This is a genomic window from Mesorhizobium sp. 1M-11 (assembly GCF_001303895.1).
Taxonomy (GTDB): Bacteria; Pseudomonadota; Alphaproteobacteria; order Rhizobiales; family Rhizobiaceae; genus Mesorhizobium.
Window position 1 is genome coordinate 179,716 of the sequence record NZ_LJSD01000075.1, and the last position, 17,842, is coordinate 197,557.

At 62.5% G+C, this 17,842-nt stretch carries 17 protein-coding genes; 7 read left to right on the forward strand and 10 right to left on the reverse strand.

Features of this window, described 5'->3' with window-relative positions; all coding sequences use genetic code 11:
- Window positions 1–143 precede the first annotated feature (143 nt).
- Complete coding sequence (locus AO692_RS30270; protein WP_244483569.1) at window positions 144–1,682, forward strand: iron ABC transporter permease; 1,539 nt, start codon at window positions 144–146, stop codon at window positions 1,680–1,682.
- Window positions 1,679–2,764: an ABC transporter ATP-binding protein gene (locus tag AO692_RS30275; RefSeq protein ID WP_054313739.1), complete on the forward strand. Its 1,086-nt coding sequence runs from the start codon at window positions 1,679–1,681 to the stop codon at window positions 2,762–2,764. The genes AO692_RS30270 and AO692_RS30275 overlap by 4 nt, the downstream gene beginning before the upstream one ends.
- A gap of 138 nt (window positions 2,765–2,902) precedes the next feature.
- Here the strand turns inward: AO692_RS30275 and AO692_RS30280 are convergent, their stop codons facing one another.
- The 6 genes from AO692_RS30280 to AO692_RS30310 form a co-directional block, all read right to left on the reverse strand.
- Window positions 2,903–3,232, reverse strand: a complete 330-nt coding sequence (locus AO692_RS30280) for a hypothetical protein (protein WP_054313740.1) — start codon at window positions 3,230–3,232, stop codon at window positions 2,903–2,905.
- A 73-nt stretch (window positions 3,233–3,305) separates the two neighbouring features.
- Window positions 3,306–4,385 (reverse strand): sn-glycerol-3-phosphate import ATP-binding protein UgpC, encoded by a 1,080-nt coding sequence (locus tag AO692_RS30285; RefSeq protein ID WP_054313741.1) that lies wholly within the window; start codon window positions 4,383–4,385, stop codon window positions 3,306–3,308.
- Between the two features lie 7 nt (window positions 4,386–4,392).
- Window positions 4,393–5,241, reverse strand: a complete 849-nt coding sequence (gene ugpE, locus AO692_RS30290; RefSeq protein WP_054313954.1) for a sn-glycerol-3-phosphate ABC transporter permease UgpE — start codon at window positions 5,239–5,241, stop codon at window positions 4,393–4,395.
- Between the two features lie 34 nt (window positions 5,242–5,275).
- On the reverse strand, window positions 5,276–6,160 hold the full coding sequence (gene ugpA / locus AO692_RS30295) for a sn-glycerol-3-phosphate ABC transporter permease UgpA (RefSeq protein WP_054313742.1): 885 nt from the start codon (window positions 6,158–6,160) through the stop codon (window positions 5,276–5,278).
- A 178-nt stretch (window positions 6,161–6,338) separates the two neighbouring features.
- Window positions 6,339–7,649, reverse strand: coding sequence for a sn-glycerol-3-phosphate ABC transporter substrate-binding protein UgpB (gene ugpB, locus AO692_RS30305; RefSeq protein WP_054313744.1), 1,311 nt, complete (start codon window positions 7,647–7,649; stop codon window positions 6,339–6,341).
- 225 nt (window positions 7,650–7,874) lie between these two features.
- Window positions 7,875–8,558 (reverse strand): TlpA disulfide reductase family protein, encoded by a 684-nt coding sequence (locus AO692_RS30310; RefSeq protein ID WP_054313745.1) that lies wholly within the window; start codon window positions 8,556–8,558, stop codon window positions 7,875–7,877.
- Window positions 8,559–8,590: 32 nt separating this feature from the next.
- Between AO692_RS30310 and argH the strand changes: the two genes are divergently transcribed.
- The 3 genes from argH (at window position 8,591) to lysA (ending at window position 11,556) form a co-directional block, all read left to right on the forward strand.
- Window positions 8,591–9,991, forward strand: coding sequence for an argininosuccinate lyase (gene argH / locus AO692_RS30315; RefSeq protein WP_054313746.1), 1,401 nt, complete (start codon window positions 8,591–8,593; stop codon window positions 9,989–9,991).
- 67 nt (window positions 9,992–10,058) lie between these two features.
- Window positions 10,059–10,268, forward strand: coding sequence for a hypothetical protein (locus AO692_RS30320; RefSeq protein ID WP_054313747.1), 210 nt, complete (start codon window positions 10,059–10,061; stop codon window positions 10,266–10,268).
- A gap of 19 nt (window positions 10,269–10,287) precedes the next feature.
- Complete coding sequence (gene lysA / locus AO692_RS30325; protein WP_054313748.1) at window positions 10,288–11,556, forward strand: diaminopimelate decarboxylase; 1,269 nt, start codon at window positions 10,288–10,290, stop codon at window positions 11,554–11,556.
- Here lysA and AO692_RS30330 read toward each other — a convergent pair.
- A complete protein-coding gene (locus AO692_RS30330) occupies window positions 11,553–11,861 on the reverse strand; it encodes an antibiotic biosynthesis monooxygenase (protein WP_054313749.1) in 309 nt (102 codons plus the stop codon). The two genes, lysA and AO692_RS30330, sit on opposite strands and share 4 nt — an antisense overlap.
- Before the next feature lie 26 nt (window positions 11,862–11,887).
- Complete coding sequence (locus AO692_RS30335; protein ID WP_054313750.1) at window positions 11,888–12,190, reverse strand: metalloregulator ArsR/SmtB family transcription factor; 303 nt, start codon at window positions 12,188–12,190, stop codon at window positions 11,888–11,890.
- Between the two features lie 56 nt (window positions 12,191–12,246).
- Between AO692_RS30335 and AO692_RS30340 the strand changes: the two genes are divergently transcribed.
- Window positions 12,247–13,188 (forward strand): threonine/serine dehydratase, encoded by a 942-nt coding sequence (locus AO692_RS30340; protein ID WP_054313751.1) that lies wholly within the window; start codon window positions 12,247–12,249, stop codon window positions 13,186–13,188.
- A 167-nt stretch (window positions 13,189–13,355) separates the two neighbouring features.
- Window positions 13,356–14,438, forward strand: a complete 1,083-nt coding sequence (locus AO692_RS30345) for a siderophore-interacting protein (protein ID WP_054313955.1) — start codon at window positions 13,356–13,358, stop codon at window positions 14,436–14,438.
- 7 nt (window positions 14,439–14,445) lie between these two features.
- Here AO692_RS30345 and AO692_RS30350 read toward each other — a convergent pair whose 3' ends face one another.
- Window positions 14,446–15,660 (reverse strand): MFS transporter, encoded by a 1,215-nt coding sequence (locus tag AO692_RS30350; RefSeq protein WP_054313752.1) that lies wholly within the window; start codon window positions 15,658–15,660, stop codon window positions 14,446–14,448.
- Entirely contained in the window at window positions 15,660–17,774 is a 2,115-nt protein-coding gene (locus AO692_RS30355; protein WP_082407667.1) for a TonB-dependent siderophore receptor, read from the reverse strand. Before AO692_RS30355 ends, AO692_RS30350 begins: the two co-directional genes overlap by 1 nt.
- Window positions 17,775–17,842 lie beyond the last annotated feature (68 nt).

Sequence of the window (17,842 nt, forward strand, 5' to 3'; positions counted from 1 at the left end):
ATTTCGTTTCCGAGACCAACTCCCCCGATGGCCAAGCCACTCTTTTGTCCCTCCTCTCATCCAGGCCCGTCGCATGGCGGGACAGCACGGGTGATTTGATGGCGGCCTCGGGCGAATTCGCGCAGACCGACGCGCCGGCCCGCATGTCCGGGCGGCGAGCCCCTGCCCGCTCCTTTCCATTGATCACGCTGACCGCGATCATTATTTCCATTCTGGCATTGCTGCCGCTTGCTTTCGTGATTTTCATCGCCATCCAGACCGGCTGGGCCACGGTCGCGCAACTGGTGTTCAGGCCACGCGTCGGCGAACTGCTCGTCAACACCGTCCTTCTCGTCATATTGGCCGTACCGATTTGCGCGGTGCTTTCGGTGACGCTTGCCTGGTTGACGGAGCGCAGCGACCTGCCCGGTGCGCGGCTGTGGTCCTGGCTCGCCGTAGCGCCATTGGCGGTGCCGGCCTTCGTACACTCCTACGCCTGGATCACGTTCTGGCCGGATCTCAACGGCCTCTTCGCCGGCGTCTGGGTTTCGGTGATCGCCTATTTTCCCTTTCTCTACCTGCCGGTTTCGGCCGCCTTTCGCCGGCTCGATCCCGCCTTGGAGGATGCCGCCGCTTCGCTGGGTCTCAGTCCCTGGCGTGTTTTCTTCCGGGTGGTGCTGCCGCAACTGCGGCTGGCGCTGTGTGGCGGCGCCCTGCTGGTCGGCCTGCATCTGCTTGCCGAATACGGCCTCTATGTCTTTGTGCGCTTCGACACCTTCACCACTGCGATCGTCGACCAGTTCCAGTCGACCTTCAATGGCCCCGCTGCAAACATGCTGGCCGGCGTCCTGGTCGCCTGCTGCCTGGTGCTGCTGACGATTGAGGTGCTGGTGCGCGGCGAGGAGCGGTATGCCCGCGTCGGCTCCGGCGCCGCCCGTCTGAAGCCGCGTACGGCGCTCGGCCGCGTTACTCTGCCTTGCCTGTTGTTGCCGGTCGCCGTCACGCTGCTGGCGATCGGCGTGCCGTTTCTCACCATCGGCCGCTGGCTGATTGCCGGTGGCAGCGAAGTGTGGCGCATGGATGAGATCGGCCTGGCGCTCGGCCAGACCCTGTTCCTCGCCATTGCCGGTGGCATACTTGCGACCATTGCGGCGACGCCCATGGCCTGGCTGTCGATCCGCGCGCCAGGCCGTCTGCAACGCATCCTGGAAGGCTGCAACTATGTGGTCGGGGCGCTGCCTGGCGTTGTGGTGGCGCTGGCGCTGGTCACCATCGCAGTGCGCGTCGTCCAGCCGCTCTACCAGACGCTTGCCACCATCCTGTTTGCCTATGTGCTGATGTTCCTGCCGCGCGCGCTTGTCTCGCTGCGTGCTTCGATAGCACAGGCGCCGGTGGAGCTGGAACGTGCCGCCGGCAGTCTCGGCCGCTCGCCGTTGAAGGCGCTCTGGGCCACCACGATCCGCCTGTCGGCACCGGGCGCCGCAGCCGGCATGGCGCTGGTCGCGCTCGGCATCATGAACGAGTTGACCGCGACCCAGATGCTGGCACCCAACGGCACGCGCACGCTGGCGATGGCCTTCTGGAATTACAGCGGCGAGATCGACTACGCGGCAGCCGCTCCCTATGCAGCGATCATGGTGTTGATGTCGCTGCCCCTTACCTGGCTGCTTTATGTGCAGTCGAAGCGAATGGCCGGCCAATGAGTTTTCTGGAAATCGCCTCACTGTCGAAGAACTACGGTCCGGTTGCTGCCGTCGCCGGCATCGACCTTGCTGTCGCGGCGGGCAGCCGGACCGCGATCGTCGGTCCTTCCGGCTGCGGCAAGACCACGTTGCTGCGCCTCATCGCCGGCTTCGAGGCACCGGATGGCGGCCGCATCACGCTCGACGGCAAGCTGCTTGCCAATGGCGGCACCAGCGTGCCGGCGCATCTGCGCGGGATCGGCCTGGTGGCGCAAGATGGCGCGCTGTTTCCGCACCTCACCATTGCCGGCAATATCGGCTTCGGCCTCGACCGCAAGGAGCCCCGGCGCGATGAGCGCATCGCCGAGCTGGCTTACATCGTCGGCCTCGACAAAAGCGTTCTGACCCGCCGCCCGCACCAGCTTTCAGGCGGCCAGCAGCAGCGCGTGGCATTGGCTCGTGCCATGGCGATGAAGCCGCGCCTGATGCTGCTCGACGAACCTTTTTCCGCACTGGACACCGGCCTGCGCGCTTCCATGCGCAAGGCAGTGGCCGAGATGCTGGAAAGCGCCGGCATCACCACCATCCTGGTCACGCATGACCAGGCGGAGGCGCTCTCCTTCGCCGACCAGGTTGCAGTGATGCGCGAAGGCCGTTTCTCGCAGACCGGCACGCCGCGCGACCTCTATCTCAGGCCCAAGGACCGCATGATCGCCGAATTCCTCGGTGACGCCATCGTGCTGTCGGCAAAGATCGCCAACGGCTATGCCGAATCCACGCTCGGTCGCATCGCCGTGGATGGCAGGGAGCGGCGTGAGGTTGCCCGCATCATGCTGAGACCCGAGCAGGTGCTGCTCGCTGCGGCCTCGCGCACCGATGTGGCTGCAGCCAAGCCGGGCGTCCTCTTCGGCGAAGTGACGGAATCCGAATTCGGCGGCGCCGCCTGCGCGATCGCCGTCAAACTGCTCAACACCCCCGATCCACCCGAAGCGGCCGCCATCGGCTCGACACCGCTGGTCCTGAAAAAGCCGGGCGTCGACGCGCCATCGGTGGGCGACATCGTCCGCATCAGCGTCGTCGGCAAGGCGCACGTGTTCAGCTGAAATGAGGGATCGCCAGCCCATCCCTCGGCCTTCTGACTAGAGCGTTTCCGTTTTTCACGGAAACGCAGAAACGCTCTAATCCTTTGTCTTTACGCAATTCCGGACGGAAAACCGCTACGCACTTTTCCGGGAATTGCTCTAGCCTGTATCGAAACGATAGCTGCGCAGCACTTTCCAGCTGCCAGATGCGCCGTCGCGCAGCTTCACCGTGATCCCCATAAGAAGGCCGGGATCGACAAGACGCAGATTGATCCCAGTCCTGCGACCGAGATCGTCCTCGGCGTGAGCGGCAATATGATGCGTGAAGCAGCCGCAATTCCGGCAGCGCAGCCATGTCAGCACACCTCTACCCCAGACATAGCGCTCGAAACCATTGTCCGGTGCAATCACCTCGACCGACCGACGGGTATAGTAGGCGAAGAGCGGCCCCTGCCGCCGACAGAACGAACAGTTGCACGCGGTGATCACGCGCGGCTTTCGTGGAAGCCGCAGCCTTACCTGTCCGCAATGGCAGACCGCCTCGATCACTTGCCTATCGGGTCTAGGCCCGCTTCCCTGTGCTGTCGAACCAGTGCAGCTTCCCGGCCGGCACCATGACCTCAAGTCTGTCACCCGGCTTGGCCGCCGCACGGCCCGATACCCTGACCACGATACGGCCACCGGCCGCCGCGCAATAGAGGAAGCTTTCGGCACCCACCGGCTCGACCGCCTCGACGGTGGCTGACAGTTTGAGAGCGCCGGACGGCTTCGTCCCTTCGCCGATGACATCGGCATCTTCCGGACGGAAACCCAGCGTCGCGGCATGCACCGGCGCGGCGATCCCCAACGATGCGCCGTTGGCAAAGAGCTTCTCCGGCGTGTTGGCCGGGCTGTCCGGCTTGGCCGTGACGGCAAGCAGGTTCATGGGCGGCGCGCCGATGAAGGAAGCAACGAAGGTCGAGGCCGGTTTCTCGTAGATGTCGAGCGGCGCACCCATCTGCTCGACCAGCCCGGCATTCATGACCACCAGGATGTCGGCCAGCGTCATCGCTTCCAGCTGGTCATGCGTGACGTAGACCGAGGTGACACCCAGCGAGCGCTGCAGGTTCTTGATTTCCACGCGCATCTGCCCGCGCAGCTTGGCGTCGAGATTGGAAAGCGGTTCGTCGAACAGAAATACTTTCGGATTGCGCACGATGGCGCGGCCCATGGCGACGCGCTGGCGCTGGCCGCCGGAAAGCTCGCGCGGGCGCCGATCGAGCAGATGCGACAGCTCCAGCACCTTGGCGGTCGAGCGCACGCGCGAATCGATTTCGTCCTTCGGCGTGCCGCGGTTACGCAGGCCGTAGGCCATGTTGTCGTAGACCTTCATATGTGGGTAGAGCGCGTAGTTCTGGAACACCATGGCGATGTCCCGTTCGGTCGGTCCAACCGCGTTGACCACCTTGCCGTCGATGGCGCAGGTACCTGACGAGATCGTCTCCAGGCCGGCAATCATGCGCAGCAGCGTGGACTTGCCGCAGCCGGACGGGCCGACCAACACGCAAAGCTCCTTGTCGGGGATGGCGATCGACACGCCTTTCACCGCCTCCACCCCGCCGGGATAGACTTTGCGCACATCTTTCAGATCGACTGTCGCCATCTATTTCCTATTTCTCCGTATCGACGAGACCGCGCACGAACCAACGCTGCATCAGCACCACGACCAGGATAGGCGGAACGATGGCGAGGATCGCCGTGACCATCACCAGATGCCATTGCGTGTCGGCGTCGGCGAAGGACACCATCTTCTTCAGCGCAATGACGATGGTGGTCATGTCATTGCGGTTTGTGACCAGCAGCGGCCACAGATATTGCGTCCAGCCATAGATGAAGAGAATGACGAACAGCGCCGCTATGTTGGTGCGTGACAGCGGCAAAAGGATATCGAAGAAGAACCGCCACGGGCCGGCGCCATCGACCCGCGCGGCTTCGACCAGTTCGCCCGGAATGGTCATGAAGAACTGCCGGAACAGCAGTGTCGCCGTCGCCGACGCAATCAACGGAATGATCAGGCCGGCATAGGTGTCTATCAGCCCGAGGTCGACCATCACCTTGTAGGTCGGCAGGATGCGCACCTCGACCGGCAGCATCAACGTGATGAAGATCAGCCAGAAGATGGCCATCCGGAACGGAAACCGGAAGAAGACGATGGCATAGGCCGACAGGATCGAGATCATGATCTTGCCGACGGCGATGCCCAGCGCCATCACCGTCGTATTCAGCAGCAGCGTGCCGGCACCGACGCCCCCAAGGCGGCCGGCACCGCCGAACAGGGCCTCCGCATAGTTGTTCCAGAACTCGCCGCCGGGCACGAGCGGCAGCGGTGGCCGGAGGATCGTCTGCAGCGTCTGCGTGGACGCAACGAAGGTGTAGTAGATCGGGAAGGCAACGATCACCAGGCCAAGGATCAGGATGGCATGGGCGACATAGATGCTCGCTGCCGACTGGCCGATCATCAGCTTGTCATGCCCGCTGCCGGGTGCCTTCGGCTCAGCCATAATGCACCTTCCTTTCCACATAGCGGAACTGGATGGCGGTGAGCGCGATCACGATGATCATCAGGATGACAGACTGTGCGGCGGAAGACCCCAGGATCAGATTGACGAAGCCGTCATTGTAGACCTTGTAGACCAGTGTCTCCGTGGCCTTGCCGGGTCCGCCGCCGGTGACGGCATGCACGATGCCGAACGTATCGAAGAAGGCATAGGTCGTGTTGATGACCAGCAGGAAGAAGGTGGTCGGGGCGAGCAGCGGGAAGACGATCGTCCAGAAGCGTTTCACCTCCTTGGCGCCATCGATCGCAGCGGCCTCGATCAGCGTTTTGGGGATCGCCTGCAGCCCGGCGACGAAGAACAGGAAGTTGTAGCTGATCTGCTTCCACGAGGCGGCAGCCACCAGCAGGATCATCGCATCGGTGCCGTTGAGCACCGGATCCCAGGCGATGCCCATCTTCCGCAACAGGATCGCCAGCGAACCGATCGACGGGTTGAACAGGAAAAGAAACAGCATGCCCGCGATGGCGGGAGCCACGGCGTAAGGCCAAATCAGAAGCGTGCGATAGAGGCCTTTGCTGCGCACCACCTTTTCGGCCATGACCGCAAGCAGAAGGGCGGCGATCATGGCGACCGCGGCCGTCGCCACCGAAAAGACCACCGTGACCTTGATCGAATGCAGATAGTTGGGATCGGCCAGCACCTTCTTGAAATTGTCGAACCAGACGAATTTCGATTTCAGGCCGAACGGATCCTCCTTGAGCATCGACTGGTAGAGCGCCTGTGCCGCTGGCCAATAGAAGAACACCAGCGTAATGGCGAGCTGCGGTGCCACCAGAAGATAAGGCAGCACCCTGTTCGGGAAGACGACGCGAGGGGTCATCGCAGCCTTGCCTCCCCCCTTGAGGGGGAGGTGCCGCCAAAGACGGCGGTGGGGGTCCTATCAAAAGGAACCGCCCGTTCGCCCACGTTGAAACAGAGTCCGCACGCGCCCGCTTGGACCCCCTTTGACCGCTGCGCGGCCATCTCCCCCTCGAAGGGGGAGAACACGCCGGCGCTCATCAATTCCCCAGCGCTTCCTTGATGGCGGCATTGCCGCGCGAGACCGCGTTGTCGAGTGCCTGCTGCGCTGTCTGCTGACCGGCCAGCATCTTCTCATATTCCTCGTTCTGGATATCGCGCACCTGTGGCAGGTTGGGCAGGCGCACGCCCTTGGAATTGTCGGTCGGCGCCTTGCCCATCATCTGCAGGATCGGCGTCTCACGGCCCGGATTCTTTTCGTAGAAACCAGACTTCTTGGTTGCTTCATAGGCGGCCAGCGTGACCGGCAGGTAGCCGGATTTCTGGTGCAGGTATTCCTGCACTTCGGTCTTCGACAGATAGGTGAAGAAGGCCGCTACGCCCTTGTATTGTTCTTCGGATTTGCCACCAAAGACCCACAGGCTGGCGCCTCCCGGCGTGGTGTTTTGCGGTGCGCCAGGCGCGTCGCTGTCATAGGGCAGTTGGCCGATGCCATAGTTCATGCCCGACTTGACGATATCGCCGAGACCGCCCGAAGATTCGGTGAGAATGCCGCACTCGCCGGCGAGGAAGAGCTGCTTGGCTTCCGAGGTGCGGCCGCCATATTTGAAGGTGCCATCCTTGGCGAGATCGGCCAGTGCCTGGAAGTGATTGACGTAGAGCGGCGCGTTGATCTTCAGCTCGACATCGCCGCCGGCAAGACCGTTCTGCTGTGTCGCCCACGACACATTGTTCCAGGCCGCGAAGTTCTCGGTATGGATCCAGGTCAGCCAGGTCGAGGTGTAACCGCAGGCGGCTGCACCGCTCGACTTGATCTTCTTGGCCGCTTCCCAGACTTCGTTCCAGGTCTTGGGTGGCGTGTTCACATCCAGTCCGGCCTTCTGGAAGATGTCCTTGTTGTAATAGAGGATCGGCGAGGAGGAATTGTAGGGGAAGGACAGCATGGTGCCGTCAGGTTTCGAATAGTAGGCCACGATGCCCGGCAGATACTGGCCCTTGTCGAATTGCGCGCCCGATTCGGTCAGCACATCGGCCACCGGCTTCACGGCGCCCTCGGCGGCCATCATCACACCGGTGCCGACATCGAATACCTGCAGGATGTCCGGCGCCTGTTTGGCGCGGAAGGCGGCGATGCCGGCATTCAATGCTTCCGGATAGGTACCCTTGAATACCGGAACCAGCTCATAGTCTTTCTGGCTGGCGTTGAAGTCCTTGGCGATCTTGTCGACGACTTCGGCGTTGGCGCCGGTCATGGCATGCCACCAGCTGATCTGCGTGACGGCAAAAGCCGAAGTGGTGGTGCAAAGAACGACTGTAGCGGCGACCCCGGCCGCAAGACCGCGAAACGACATGTTTCTCTCCCGTTATCCGTTGGCGTACGAAAACGTCCGCGACGGGAGTATGGGTCGAATACGATGAGCCGACAACGTTTTTGTTTCGAGTGCGACTATCGTAGCATCGTTTGGCTTGCGACTGGCTTTCGAATTGCTCGAAATTCGTTAGCCGACATTTCTTATGAAGCATGGCCTTGCCCGAAAAGCCTGCAGCTTTTGCTGCGCTGACCTTCGGTTCGGGACTTAGTTAGCCAGCGCTGCATCCATCAGGCGCTTCGCATCATCGCCTGCCCATTCGGCCGGACCGTTCATGTGGCCGATCAGGCAGCCCTCGCCGTCGACCAGAAGCGTCACGGGCAGGCCCAGCGCCAGGCCGCGTTTCTTCAAATCGTTGAATACGCCCATCGAAGCATCGCGATAGTGCGCCAGCGACTTCACGCCGATCTCGTCGAGGAAGGCCTTCGGCTTGGCATCGTCGCCGGTGTCGACATTGACCGTCATCACCTCGAACTTGTCCGAGCCCTTTTCCTTCTGCAACGCATCGAGCGCCGGCATTTCGGCGCGGCACGGCGCACACCAGGTTGCCCAGAGATTGACCAGGACGGTCTTGCCGGCGCGATCTGCCAATGTCATCGGCTTGCCGTCCGGCCCGTTGAAGGCAAGCGCCTTCAACGATTGCGGCGGATCGGCCGGCAGAAGGGCCGCAACCTGGCCTGTCGCAGCGGCGGCGACCTTCTTGGCGCGCTCGGCCTTTGCGGCGCAGACCGTGTCGTCCTTGCCGGCCGAAGCCGTTGCCACCGGTTCGGGCGCATTGTTGCCAGACCCGCTCTCCCTGACATATACCGCGACCGCGCCGGCCAGCACGCCGGCGACAACCGCGGCCATGATCAGCCGTGGGGCGGGAAAGAATTTCTTGCCGTCTGCCATGTCCAAATGTCTCCGGGGAACGGGTTATAGCGATGAGCGACAAGAAGGCCAGCAACCAGATGTGGGGCGGACGATTTGCCTCGGGCCCGGCCGCGATCATGGAAGCGATCAACGCGTCCATTTCGTTCGATCGCAAACTCTATGCGCAGGACATCCGCGGCTCGCTCGCCCACAGTGAGATGCTGGCCGAAACAGGCATTATTTCGACGGACGATCAACACAAGATCGCTCACGGCCTGAACACGATTTTGAAAGAGATCGAGACTGGACAGTTCGAGTTTTCGACCCGGCTGGAAGACATCCATATGAATGTCGAAGCTCGCCTTGCCGAACTGATCGGGTCTGCGGCCGGCCGCCTGCACACCGCACGCTCGCGCAACGACCAGGTCGCGGTCGACTTCCGGCTTTGGGTGAAGGACGAGTTCCATCGCGTGGCCGAAGCCCTGAAGGGACTGATCGCCGTTTTCCTGGTACGCGCCGAGGAACATGCCGCCACCGTCATGCCGGGCTTCACCCATCTGCAGACCGCGCAGCCGGTGACCTTCGGCCACCACTGCCTGGCCTATGTCGAAATGTTCGCCCGCGACCTGTCGCGCGTGCGCGACGCGATCCAACGCATGGACGAGAGCCCGCTGGGTGCGGCGGCCCTTGCCGGCACAGGGTTCCCGATCGATCGTCGCCAAACGGCCAAGGCGCTCGGCTTCCGCGAACCGACCCGCAATTCGCTCGACAGCGTTTCGGACCGCGACTACGCGCTGGAATTCCTGTCGGTGGCTGCGATCTCGGCCACCCATCTGTCGCGGCTGGCGGAGGAGATCGTCATCTGGTCGACGCCGCAATTCGGCTTCGTGCGTCTGTCGGATTCCTTCTCCACGGGCTCCTCGATCATGCCGCAGAAGAAGAACCCGGATGCCGCCGAGCTGGTGCGCGCCAAGACAGGCCGCGTCAACGGCCATCTCATCGGCCTGCTCACCGTCATGAAGGGCCTGCCGCTGACCTATTCCAAGGACATGCAGGAGGACAAGGAAGCCGTATTCGACGCCGCCGAAACGCTCGACCTGATGCTCGCAGCCATGACCGGCATGGTGGGCGACATGACGATCAACGTGGCCGCGATGAAAAAGGCTGCCGGATCCGGCTATTCGACCGCGACCGACCTTGCCGATTGGCTGGTGCGTACGCTGGGCATGCCGTTCCGCGAAGCACACCACGTCACCGGCCGTGCGGTGGCGCTTGCCGAGACCAAGAAGGTCGGCCTCGAAAAACTGATGCTGGAAGACCTGCAGTCGATCCACGACGGCATCACTCAGGACATCTTCTCGGTGCTGTCGGTTCAGAATTCGGTCAAGAGCCGCACATCGTTCGGCGGCACCGCGCCTTCGGAAGTCCGCAAACAGATCCGTTACTGGAAAAAGCGCCTCGCTAAGGCTTGATGCCGGATGCAATGCCTAAGAAACTCCGCTACAAGCGACAGCTCGAAACGCACGGACGGAAACAACGATGACGGCAGGCAGGATACTGGTGACGCTGACGGTTCTGGCGGCGGTGACGGCAGTGACGGCCTGCGGACGTCGCGCTGGTCTCGATACGCCTTACGAGGCCGCCGTGCAGGCGCGCAAGGATGCCGCCAAGGCCAAGCAGCCATTGCCTCCGGAACCGACGAAACCGGAAACGGACAAGCCGTTCATTCTCGACAAGCTGATCCAGTAGCCTTCCGGACGAGTTACCCGTGAACCATTTCGATTATCGCGACGGCATCCTGCATGCCGAGGACGTGGCAATACCCGCAATCGCGGCGAGCGTCGGCACGCCGTTCTATTGCTATTCCACCGCGACATTGACACGCCATTTCCGTGTTTTTTCGGAAGCCTTCGCCGAACTCGACGCGCTGGTCTGCTATTCGCCAAAGGCGAATTCCAATCAGGCGGTGCTGCGCACGCTGGCGAAGCTGGGTGCCGGCGCCGACGTGGTTTCGGAGGGCGAGCTGCGCCGCGCGCTCGCAGCCGACATTCCGGCCGGCAAGATCGTTTTTTCCGGCGTCGGCAAGACCGCACGCGAAATGGATTTTGCGCTCGCAGCCGGCATCCATTGCTTCAACATCGAATCCGAGCCGGAGCTGGAGCTGCTGTCGGCACGTGCCGTGGCGACGGGAAAGACCGCGCCGGTGTCACTGCGCGTCAACCCGGACGTCGACGCCAAGACGCACAAGAAGATCTCCACAGGCAAGGCCGAGAACAAGTTCGGCGTGCCATGGCAGCGGGCTCGTGAAGTCTATAGGCGCATGGCCGAATTGCCGGGCATCAGGGCTATCGGCATCGACACCCATATCGGCAGCCAGATCACCGAGCTGCAGCCTTTCGACGATGCCTATCGGCTGCTCGCCGAACTCGCAGTGACGCTGCGCGACGATGGTCACGCCATCGAACATATCGATCTCGGCGGCGGCCTGGGCATCCCCTACAAGACCGACAACAACCCGCCGCCATTGCCCGACGCCTATGCAGGCATTGTGAAGAAGCATGTCGGCGGACTGGGGCTCAAGGTGATCTTCGAGCCAGGCCGCCTGATCGTCGGCAATGCCGGCATCCTGGTTGCCGAGGTGATCTACCTCAAGGAAGGCGAGGCCAAGAATTTCGTCATCATCGATGCGGCGATGAACGATCTGATCCGCCCGACGCTTTATGATGCCTACCATGACATTCGCCCTGTACGGCTGGGTCCGGCCAACGGGCCGCGCATCCGTGCCGATGTGGTGGGTCCGGTCTGTGAAACCGGCGACTATCTTGGCCATGACCGCGATCTGCCGAAGCCGAAGAGCGGCGACCTGATCGCCATCGGCACTGCCGGCGCTTATGGTGCGTCCCAGTCCAGCACCTACAACACCCGCCTGCTTGTGCCGGAAGTGCTGGTCGATGGTGACCGTTTCGCCGTCGTGCGGCCGCGCCGGACCTATGAAGAGCTGATCGGCCTGGACACGATCCCGGACTGGCTGGCTTAGTCCTGATCCTCGACGACCACGTAATGCCGCGCCCGCTTGTCGTAGTGGGTTAACGCACGGACAGCTTCCGGCTCGACGACGGCGCGCTCGATGTCATCGCCGGCAAAAGCGCGGATCGCATCCATCGAACGCCAGCGCGTGTGGACCAGGAACTCGAAGCCCTCCAACGTCTGTGATCGCATCAGGCGAGCGCCGAGAAAACCGTCTATACCCTTCAGCTCAGGGACGACATTGCGCCTGAAATGATCCGGATAATCTTCCGGTTTTTCAAGCGTGGCGTAACCACGCCATGCCCTGATGATCATTTTCCTCTCCTTGGACCGGGGGGTTATCACAGGCTTTCCAGCACCATTGCCTTGACCGCGCCGATCCTGCCTTCGTCGCGCTGATAGAATATCCATTGCTTGATGCGCTTGGAGCGCACCAGCCCGGCCTGCGAGAGCACCCGCATATGCTCGCTGAGCGTGGCCGGCGTGATGCCCAGCTTGTCGGCGATCAGCAGCGCGCAGACACCATCCTTGACCAGATCGCCGTCCACCTGCGGCGGGAAATGCGCCGCAGGATCCTTCAACCAGTCGAGGATCTGCAGCCGGCGCGGATTGGCGATCGCCTTGAAGATTTCAGCCTCTTGCATTTAGGCATTTTGCCAAGTTACTAATTGATGTCAACAGTGGAATGCCGGAGCCCTCGATGTCAGCCGAAACACCGATCACGCCCGAACGCATCAGCCGGACGGAAGCGCTGATCAGGCCGCATATAAGACGTACGCCGGTCTTGCCCGTCGACATGGTCGATTTCGGCCGCGCCGCATTTCCGGTGCGGCTGAAGCTCGAGTGCCTGCAGCACTCCGGTTCGTTCAAGGCGCGCGGCGCCTTTTCCAATCTTCTGCAGCGGGATATCCCGAAAGCCGGCGTGGTCGCGGCTTCGGGTGGCAACCACGGCGCCGCTGTTGCTTATGCCGCCATGCGCCTCGGCGTTCCCGCAACGATCTTCGTGCCGAGCGTGTCGCCGAAGGCGAAGACCGACCGTATTCGCGGCTATGGCGCCGAGCTGGTGATCGCCGGTGACCGTTATGCCGACGCGCTTGCCGCCAGCGAAGCGCATGTCGCCAGGACCGGTGCGCTTTCCGTCCATGCGTTCGAGCAGGTCGAGACGCTGCTCGGCCAGGGTACGCTCGGCCTGGAGATCGAACAGGATTTGCCCGACATCGACACGCTGCTGGTCGCCGTCGGCGGCGGTGGACTGATCGGCGGCGTCGCCGCCTGGCTCGCCGGACGCATCCGTATCGTCGCGGTCGAGCCGGAAGGCTCACCCACCCTGCACAATGCCTTTGCGGCGGGTGAACCGGTCGATGCGCCGACCGAAGGCGTGGCAGCGGACTCGCTGGCGCCGAAGCGTGTCGGTTCGCTGATGTTCCCGATCGCGCAGAGCTACATCGAGCGCTCGATCCTGGTCAGCGACGACGACATCGTCGCCTCGCAGAAGGCCCTGTGGGACGCGGTGCGTGTTGTCGCTGAGCCCGGCGGAGCCGCCGCCTTCGGCGCCATGCTCTCCGGCAAGTATCAGCCGGCGCCTGGCGAGCGGGTGGCGGTGCTGGTCTGCGGCGCCAACACGACGGCGGTGCAGTTTTAGCTGGACAAGGCTGGCCGCATACTACCGACTGACCGATCGCCATAAACATGAATTAGATAATCAAGTTTACTGGAAACCTGTCCGAGACTGTGGCATGGGAGACCTCGTTGGGTTGATGCACTCTGTAGCAACCCAACGGATGCTGCATTCGAATGGACAGGTCGACCATGAGCCAACTCACCGCCGAAACCCTCGTCGAGGACGACAACATCCGCATGGCCATGGAAAAATTCCATGCCGAGCATGAGGAATATGCGGTCGAGACCGGTGTCGAGCATCAATGGGAATACAACACATACTATGGCTCGCTGAGTGCGATGCTGGAAGGTCGCACTGTATCCATCCGCGTCTCCGCTGAGGATGAGACCTGCCTGTCCTATATGAAGATGGCAGTCGCCGGTCATATCGCCGAATTTCTCGGCACCACGCGCGGTCTTCGCTGGAATGGTGATGGAGCCGAAACCGGAACGCCGGTCTTCTTCCGCGAAATCATGGTGCAATCGTCTACCCGCATCTCGCCGCATATGCAGCGGATACGCTTCACCGGCGACAATCTTGCCCGCTTCGCCAGCGGTGGGCTGCATGTGCGGCTGTTGCTGCCGCCCAAGGGTCGCAAGCCGGTGTGGCCGACAGTAGGGAGCGACGGCTTGATCGTTTGGCCATCAGGCGACGATGCATTGACGGTGCGGGTCTACACCATCCGCGCAATCGACACCGTCGCCGGCTGGTTCGATATCGACTTCGTTCTGCACGAAGGCGACCACATGCCGGCTGCCACCTTTGCCGCCAACGCCAAGGCGGGAGAGGTCATCGGCCTGTTCGGCCCCGGCGGCGGCGATGCCTCCGGCCAGCGCAATCTTCTCCTCTTCGGCGACGATACGGCGCTGCCGGCAATCGGGCGGACGCTGGACAATCTCGCGCCCGGAAGCCGAGCCGACGTCTTCATCGAGGTCGACAGCCCCGCCGACACCCTGCCATTGGCCGAGGGCGACAATATCAACATCACCTGGCTCTATCGGCATGGCCGCGAACCCGGAACCGCCAATCTGCTCTCGCAGGCGTTGCAAAGCCTAGACCAGGCTTCCCTGGCCGATGACGTCTTCATCTGGGCCGGCTGCGAATTCGGCGATTTCCGCGAGCTTCGCCGCATCGCGCGCAAGGAATGGGGCCTGAAAAAGGATCGTCAGTTGATCGTCGCCTACTGGCGCCGTGGAATATCTGGCGAGGAAGGCGTGAGAAGCGAGGAATAACCTCGCCTCAGTTGCGGTCGGAAACCAGCGAGATTGCCGGAACAGCCAGAAGCGCAAGCACCCCGGCAGCGGCGAAGAAGATGCCGTAACCGAAATGTTGCGCGGCATAGCCGGCGACCACGCCGCCCGCCATGCCGACCAAGGCATCCATGCATTGGAACAGCGTGAAATCCACACCGGCCTGTTTTGGGTCCGACCAGCGCATGAACTGCGCATAAAGCGCCACGAAGCCGAGCGCCATGACGCCCGACGAGGCGAGGATCGCCACCACAATCAGCGCGGGCTGCGGGATGCCGCCCATCAGATTGTAGCAGGCGAAGAAGAACAGCCCCGCCGCCTGTAAGACCAGTGCCAGCACAAGCACGTTGCGCATGCCCCAGGATCTCACCAGGGCGCCGCCAAGCAGGGCCGCCGCCACGCCGACGAACATCGAGCCGATACCGTTGATGAGGCCAACGGCGGTCAGGTCGAGCCCGGCGTCGATGAGGAATGGGCCCAGCATGCCGAGCGCCACCTTCTGCGCGACGACATAGATCGCCGCCGCGGCGAGACCACGCCGGATCTCCGGCCGCTTCAACGCAGTGACCAATGAGGGTACATGCCCGCGCGCCTCTTCCGGCATGATCGGCGTGGGCGCGAACAGGAACGGCAGGCCAAGCAGAAGCAACAGGGCAGCCATCGTCCAGATGCCGATCTGCCAGCCGGAAACGTCGACCAGCATCAGGAACAGGCCACCGCCGAGCGCCGAACCCAGATAGGCGCCGCCAACCTGCGCGGCATTTCCCCAGCCGTGATATTCCTTGGCAAGGCTCTGCACCGCATAGCCGTCGCAGGCGATGTCGACGGTCGAGGCTGCAAAGGCAACGATGGTGAGCAAGGCAAGCACCGGCAGCACGGCGGCGGGGCCGATCGCGCCGACCGCGAACAGGCCGATCGCCGAAATGAGGCCGCCGGCAAACACGATTGCCGCGGTGCGGTTACGGCCGTTCGCCGGCAGACGGTAACGCTCCACCGCCGGCGACCACAGGAATTTCAGCGCCCAGGGCAGCACGATCAGCGACACCAACCCGATGCGGTCGAGCGGCACGCCTTCGCTGCGCATGATAGCCGGCAGGCCGATCCAGGTGATGCCGCCGATCACGCTCTGGGCGATGTAGAGCCCGCCGACCGCCGTCAGGACGGCGAGCGGCGATCCGGCCTTCCTTGAAACGATACCGTGCATCAGAACCGGTACCTCAGGCTGCCGAACACCGAACGGCCCTCGTCGCGGTAGCAGTTGCCGGCCTGGCAGATCGTGCCCTGCTTGTTGAACAGGTTCTTGGCGTTCACCTGCAGCGTCAGGCCCTGCATATCGGGATTGCGATAGCCGAAATCATAGGACAGCGCGGCATCGACATAAGTCCGCGCGGCATTCTTGAAGCTGTTGGTGTCGTCGCCATAACTCTCGCTGGAATAGCGGATGCCTGCGCCGAGACCGAGCCCGGCCAGGGCATCGGCCTCGAACTTGTAGTGGCCCCACAGCGCCAGCACGTCGTTTGGCGTTGCCGACAGCTCCTTGCCGATCGTTCCGTCAGCCCCTTTTTCGATCTTCATGCGCAGATGGGTATAGGAAGCGATCACGCCGAAACCATTGTCGAAGGACGCATTCGCTTCCAGCTCGATGCCGCGTGAGTTGAGGTCCAGCTGGCGCTGGCGCTGATTGCCCTGCTCGTCGAAGGTCGCATCGTAGACGAGACCATCCTTCTGGCTGATGTCGAAATAGGCGGCGCTGAGAACCGCGTTGGTGTCCGGAATCTCGTATTTGACGCCAACTTCCATCTGCTCGGCCGTCGTCGCTCGCGCCACGCGGCGGATGTTGGTCACCGGGTCGTAGACGTAGCCCATATTCGGCGAAAACGAGGTCGAGTAATTCGCATAGGGAATGATGCCCCAGTCAGTGCGGTAGGAGAGCCCGAGCCGCCAAGAAAAGTCGCGGTCGCGCTGCTTTGCCTTGTTGTATTCGGCATCGGTGGAAGCAGTGTCGACCCAGTCATAGCGGCCAGACGCGAACAGGGTGAAATTATTCCACTCCATCTGGTCGTGCAGATAGGCGCCGGTCTGGTTGAGTTCCTGTCCGCGCGTGAAGGGAACCGGTTGTGCGGCGATGTCGGCTGCCGAGACATAGGAAATCGCGCTGTGGGAGCCATAACGCGCCCAGCTGTAGTCGAGGCCTGCGACGGCGGTGTGTTTGACTGGCCCCGTATCGAACGTGAACTGCGCCATGTTGTCGACGACGAAGTTCTTCATGTCCTCCTTGTAGTGGCCCCAATAACGCTTGAGCGGCTCGTCCGGCCCCGTCGCATAGTGGAGGCTGTACTCCATGTCGCTGTCGACGGCGTTGTAGCGAAGGTTCTGACGCACCGTCAGCAGGTCGTTGAACCGGTGCTCGAACTCGTAGCCGATGCGGCCCTGGTTCTGGCGGAAATCGTTCCAGGCAGGATCGCCTTCGTAGAGATCGGAGCGCACGCCATAGGAGGGATTGTAGAAGGAGGCCGTTCCGCCCGTGACCGAGCGCGACAGTTCGCCCAGGATGGTGAGCTTGGTGTCTTCGTCCGGCTTGAAGGTGAAAGCAGGCGCGAAATAGGCCTTGTCGTCCGGATAGCCCGGCAATTCCGTCTCGCTTTTGCGGGCAAGACCGGTGAAGCGGTAGAGCAGGCTCTTGTCCTCGTTCGCCGGGCCGGTGATGTCGAACGCCCCCTGGTAGCGGTTGTATTCGCCGCCGAGCACTTCGATCTCGCGGAAGTTCTCGTCCTTCGGGCGCTTGGTGATGACGTTGACGATGCCGCCGGGGCCGCTGACGCCATAGAGCGACGAGGCGGGACCTTTGAGGATGGTGACGCCTTCGATGCCGTAAGGCTCGGTCTTGAACCAGGCGGAAGGGCCGTTGTACTGGCGCAGTCCATCGCGGAACATGCCGTTGTAGTAGGCCTGGAAGCCGCGCAGGAAAAAGGCGTCGTAGCGGCTGTCGAAGCCATAGGCATTGGGATTGGCGCTGGCGGTGTAGTTGAGCGCCTCGTTGAGAGAGCGCGGTTTCTGGTCCTCGATCTGGTCTTGTGTGATGACGGTGATCGCCTGCGGGATCTGCACGATCGGCGTATCGACCTTGGTGCCGTCGCGGTCCTGCTTGGCGACATAGCCGTCCTGTTTCAACGTGTCGCCGCTCTCGGATTCGAGAGTGATCTTTTCGAGCACCGTGGCGTCGCCGTCCTGGGCTTTTGCAGCCGACATCGGCACCAGCCATAGCGCGCTTCCGAGCGCCAAAATCTCAAGCCGGCGAACCAGTGACTGCGACCCCATGTTTTGTCTCCTTTTTCGAGTGCAGCCTCGCCTCACAAATATGACTATTTGAGTCAAGTATATTTGCG

Bases quoted from the DNA above. Each gene is read 5' to 3' on its own strand.
- AO692_RS30270 (WP_244483569.1), top strand. From the start codon at position 144: ATGTCCGGGCGGCGAGCCCCTGCCCGCTCCTTTCCATTGATCACGCTG.
- AO692_RS30275 (WP_054313739.1), top strand. From the start codon at position 1,679: ATGAGTTTTCTGGAAATCGCCTCACTGTCGAAGAACTACGGTCCGGTT.
- AO692_RS30285 (WP_054313741.1), bottom strand. From the start codon at position 4,385: ATGGCGACAGTCGATCTGAAAGATGTGCGCAAAGTCTATCCCGGCGGG.
- ugpE (WP_054313954.1), bottom strand. From the start codon at position 5,241: ATGATCGGCCAGTCGGCAGCGAGCATCTATGTCGCCCATGCCATCCTG.
- ugpA (WP_054313742.1), bottom strand. From the start codon at position 6,160: ATGACCCCTCGCGTCGTCTTCCCGAACAGGGTGCTGCCTTATCTTCTG.
- ugpB (WP_054313744.1), bottom strand. From the start codon at position 7,649: ATGTCGTTTCGCGGTCTTGCGGCCGGGGTCGCCGCTACAGTCGTTCTT.
- AO692_RS30310 (WP_054313745.1), bottom strand. From the start codon at position 8,558: ATGGCAGACGGCAAGAAATTCTTTCCCGCCCCACGGCTGATCATGGCC.
- argH (WP_054313746.1), top strand. From the start codon at position 8,591: ATGAGCGACAAGAAGGCCAGCAACCAGATGTGGGGCGGACGATTTGCC.
- AO692_RS30320 (WP_054313747.1), top strand. From the start codon at position 10,059: ATGACGGCAGGCAGGATACTGGTGACGCTGACGGTTCTGGCGGCGGTG.
- AO692_RS30330 (WP_054313749.1), bottom strand. From the start codon at position 11,861: ATGATCATCAGGGCATGGCGTGGTTACGCCACGCTTGAAAAACCGGAA.
- AO692_RS30335 (WP_054313750.1), bottom strand. From the start codon at position 12,190: ATGCAAGAGGCTGAAATCTTCAAGGCGATCGCCAATCCGCGCCGGCTG.
- AO692_RS30340 (WP_054313751.1), top strand. From the start codon at position 12,247: ATGTCAGCCGAAACACCGATCACGCCCGAACGCATCAGCCGGACGGAA.
- AO692_RS30345 (WP_054313955.1), top strand. From the start codon at position 13,356: ATGAGCCAACTCACCGCCGAAACCCTCGTCGAGGACGACAACATCCGC.
- AO692_RS30350 (WP_054313752.1), bottom strand. From the start codon at position 15,660: ATGCACGGTATCGTTTCAAGGAAGGCCGGATCGCCGCTCGCCGTCCTG.
- AO692_RS30355 (WP_082407667.1), bottom strand. From the start codon at position 17,774: ATGGGGTCGCAGTCACTGGTTCGCCGGCTTGAGATTTTGGCGCTCGGA.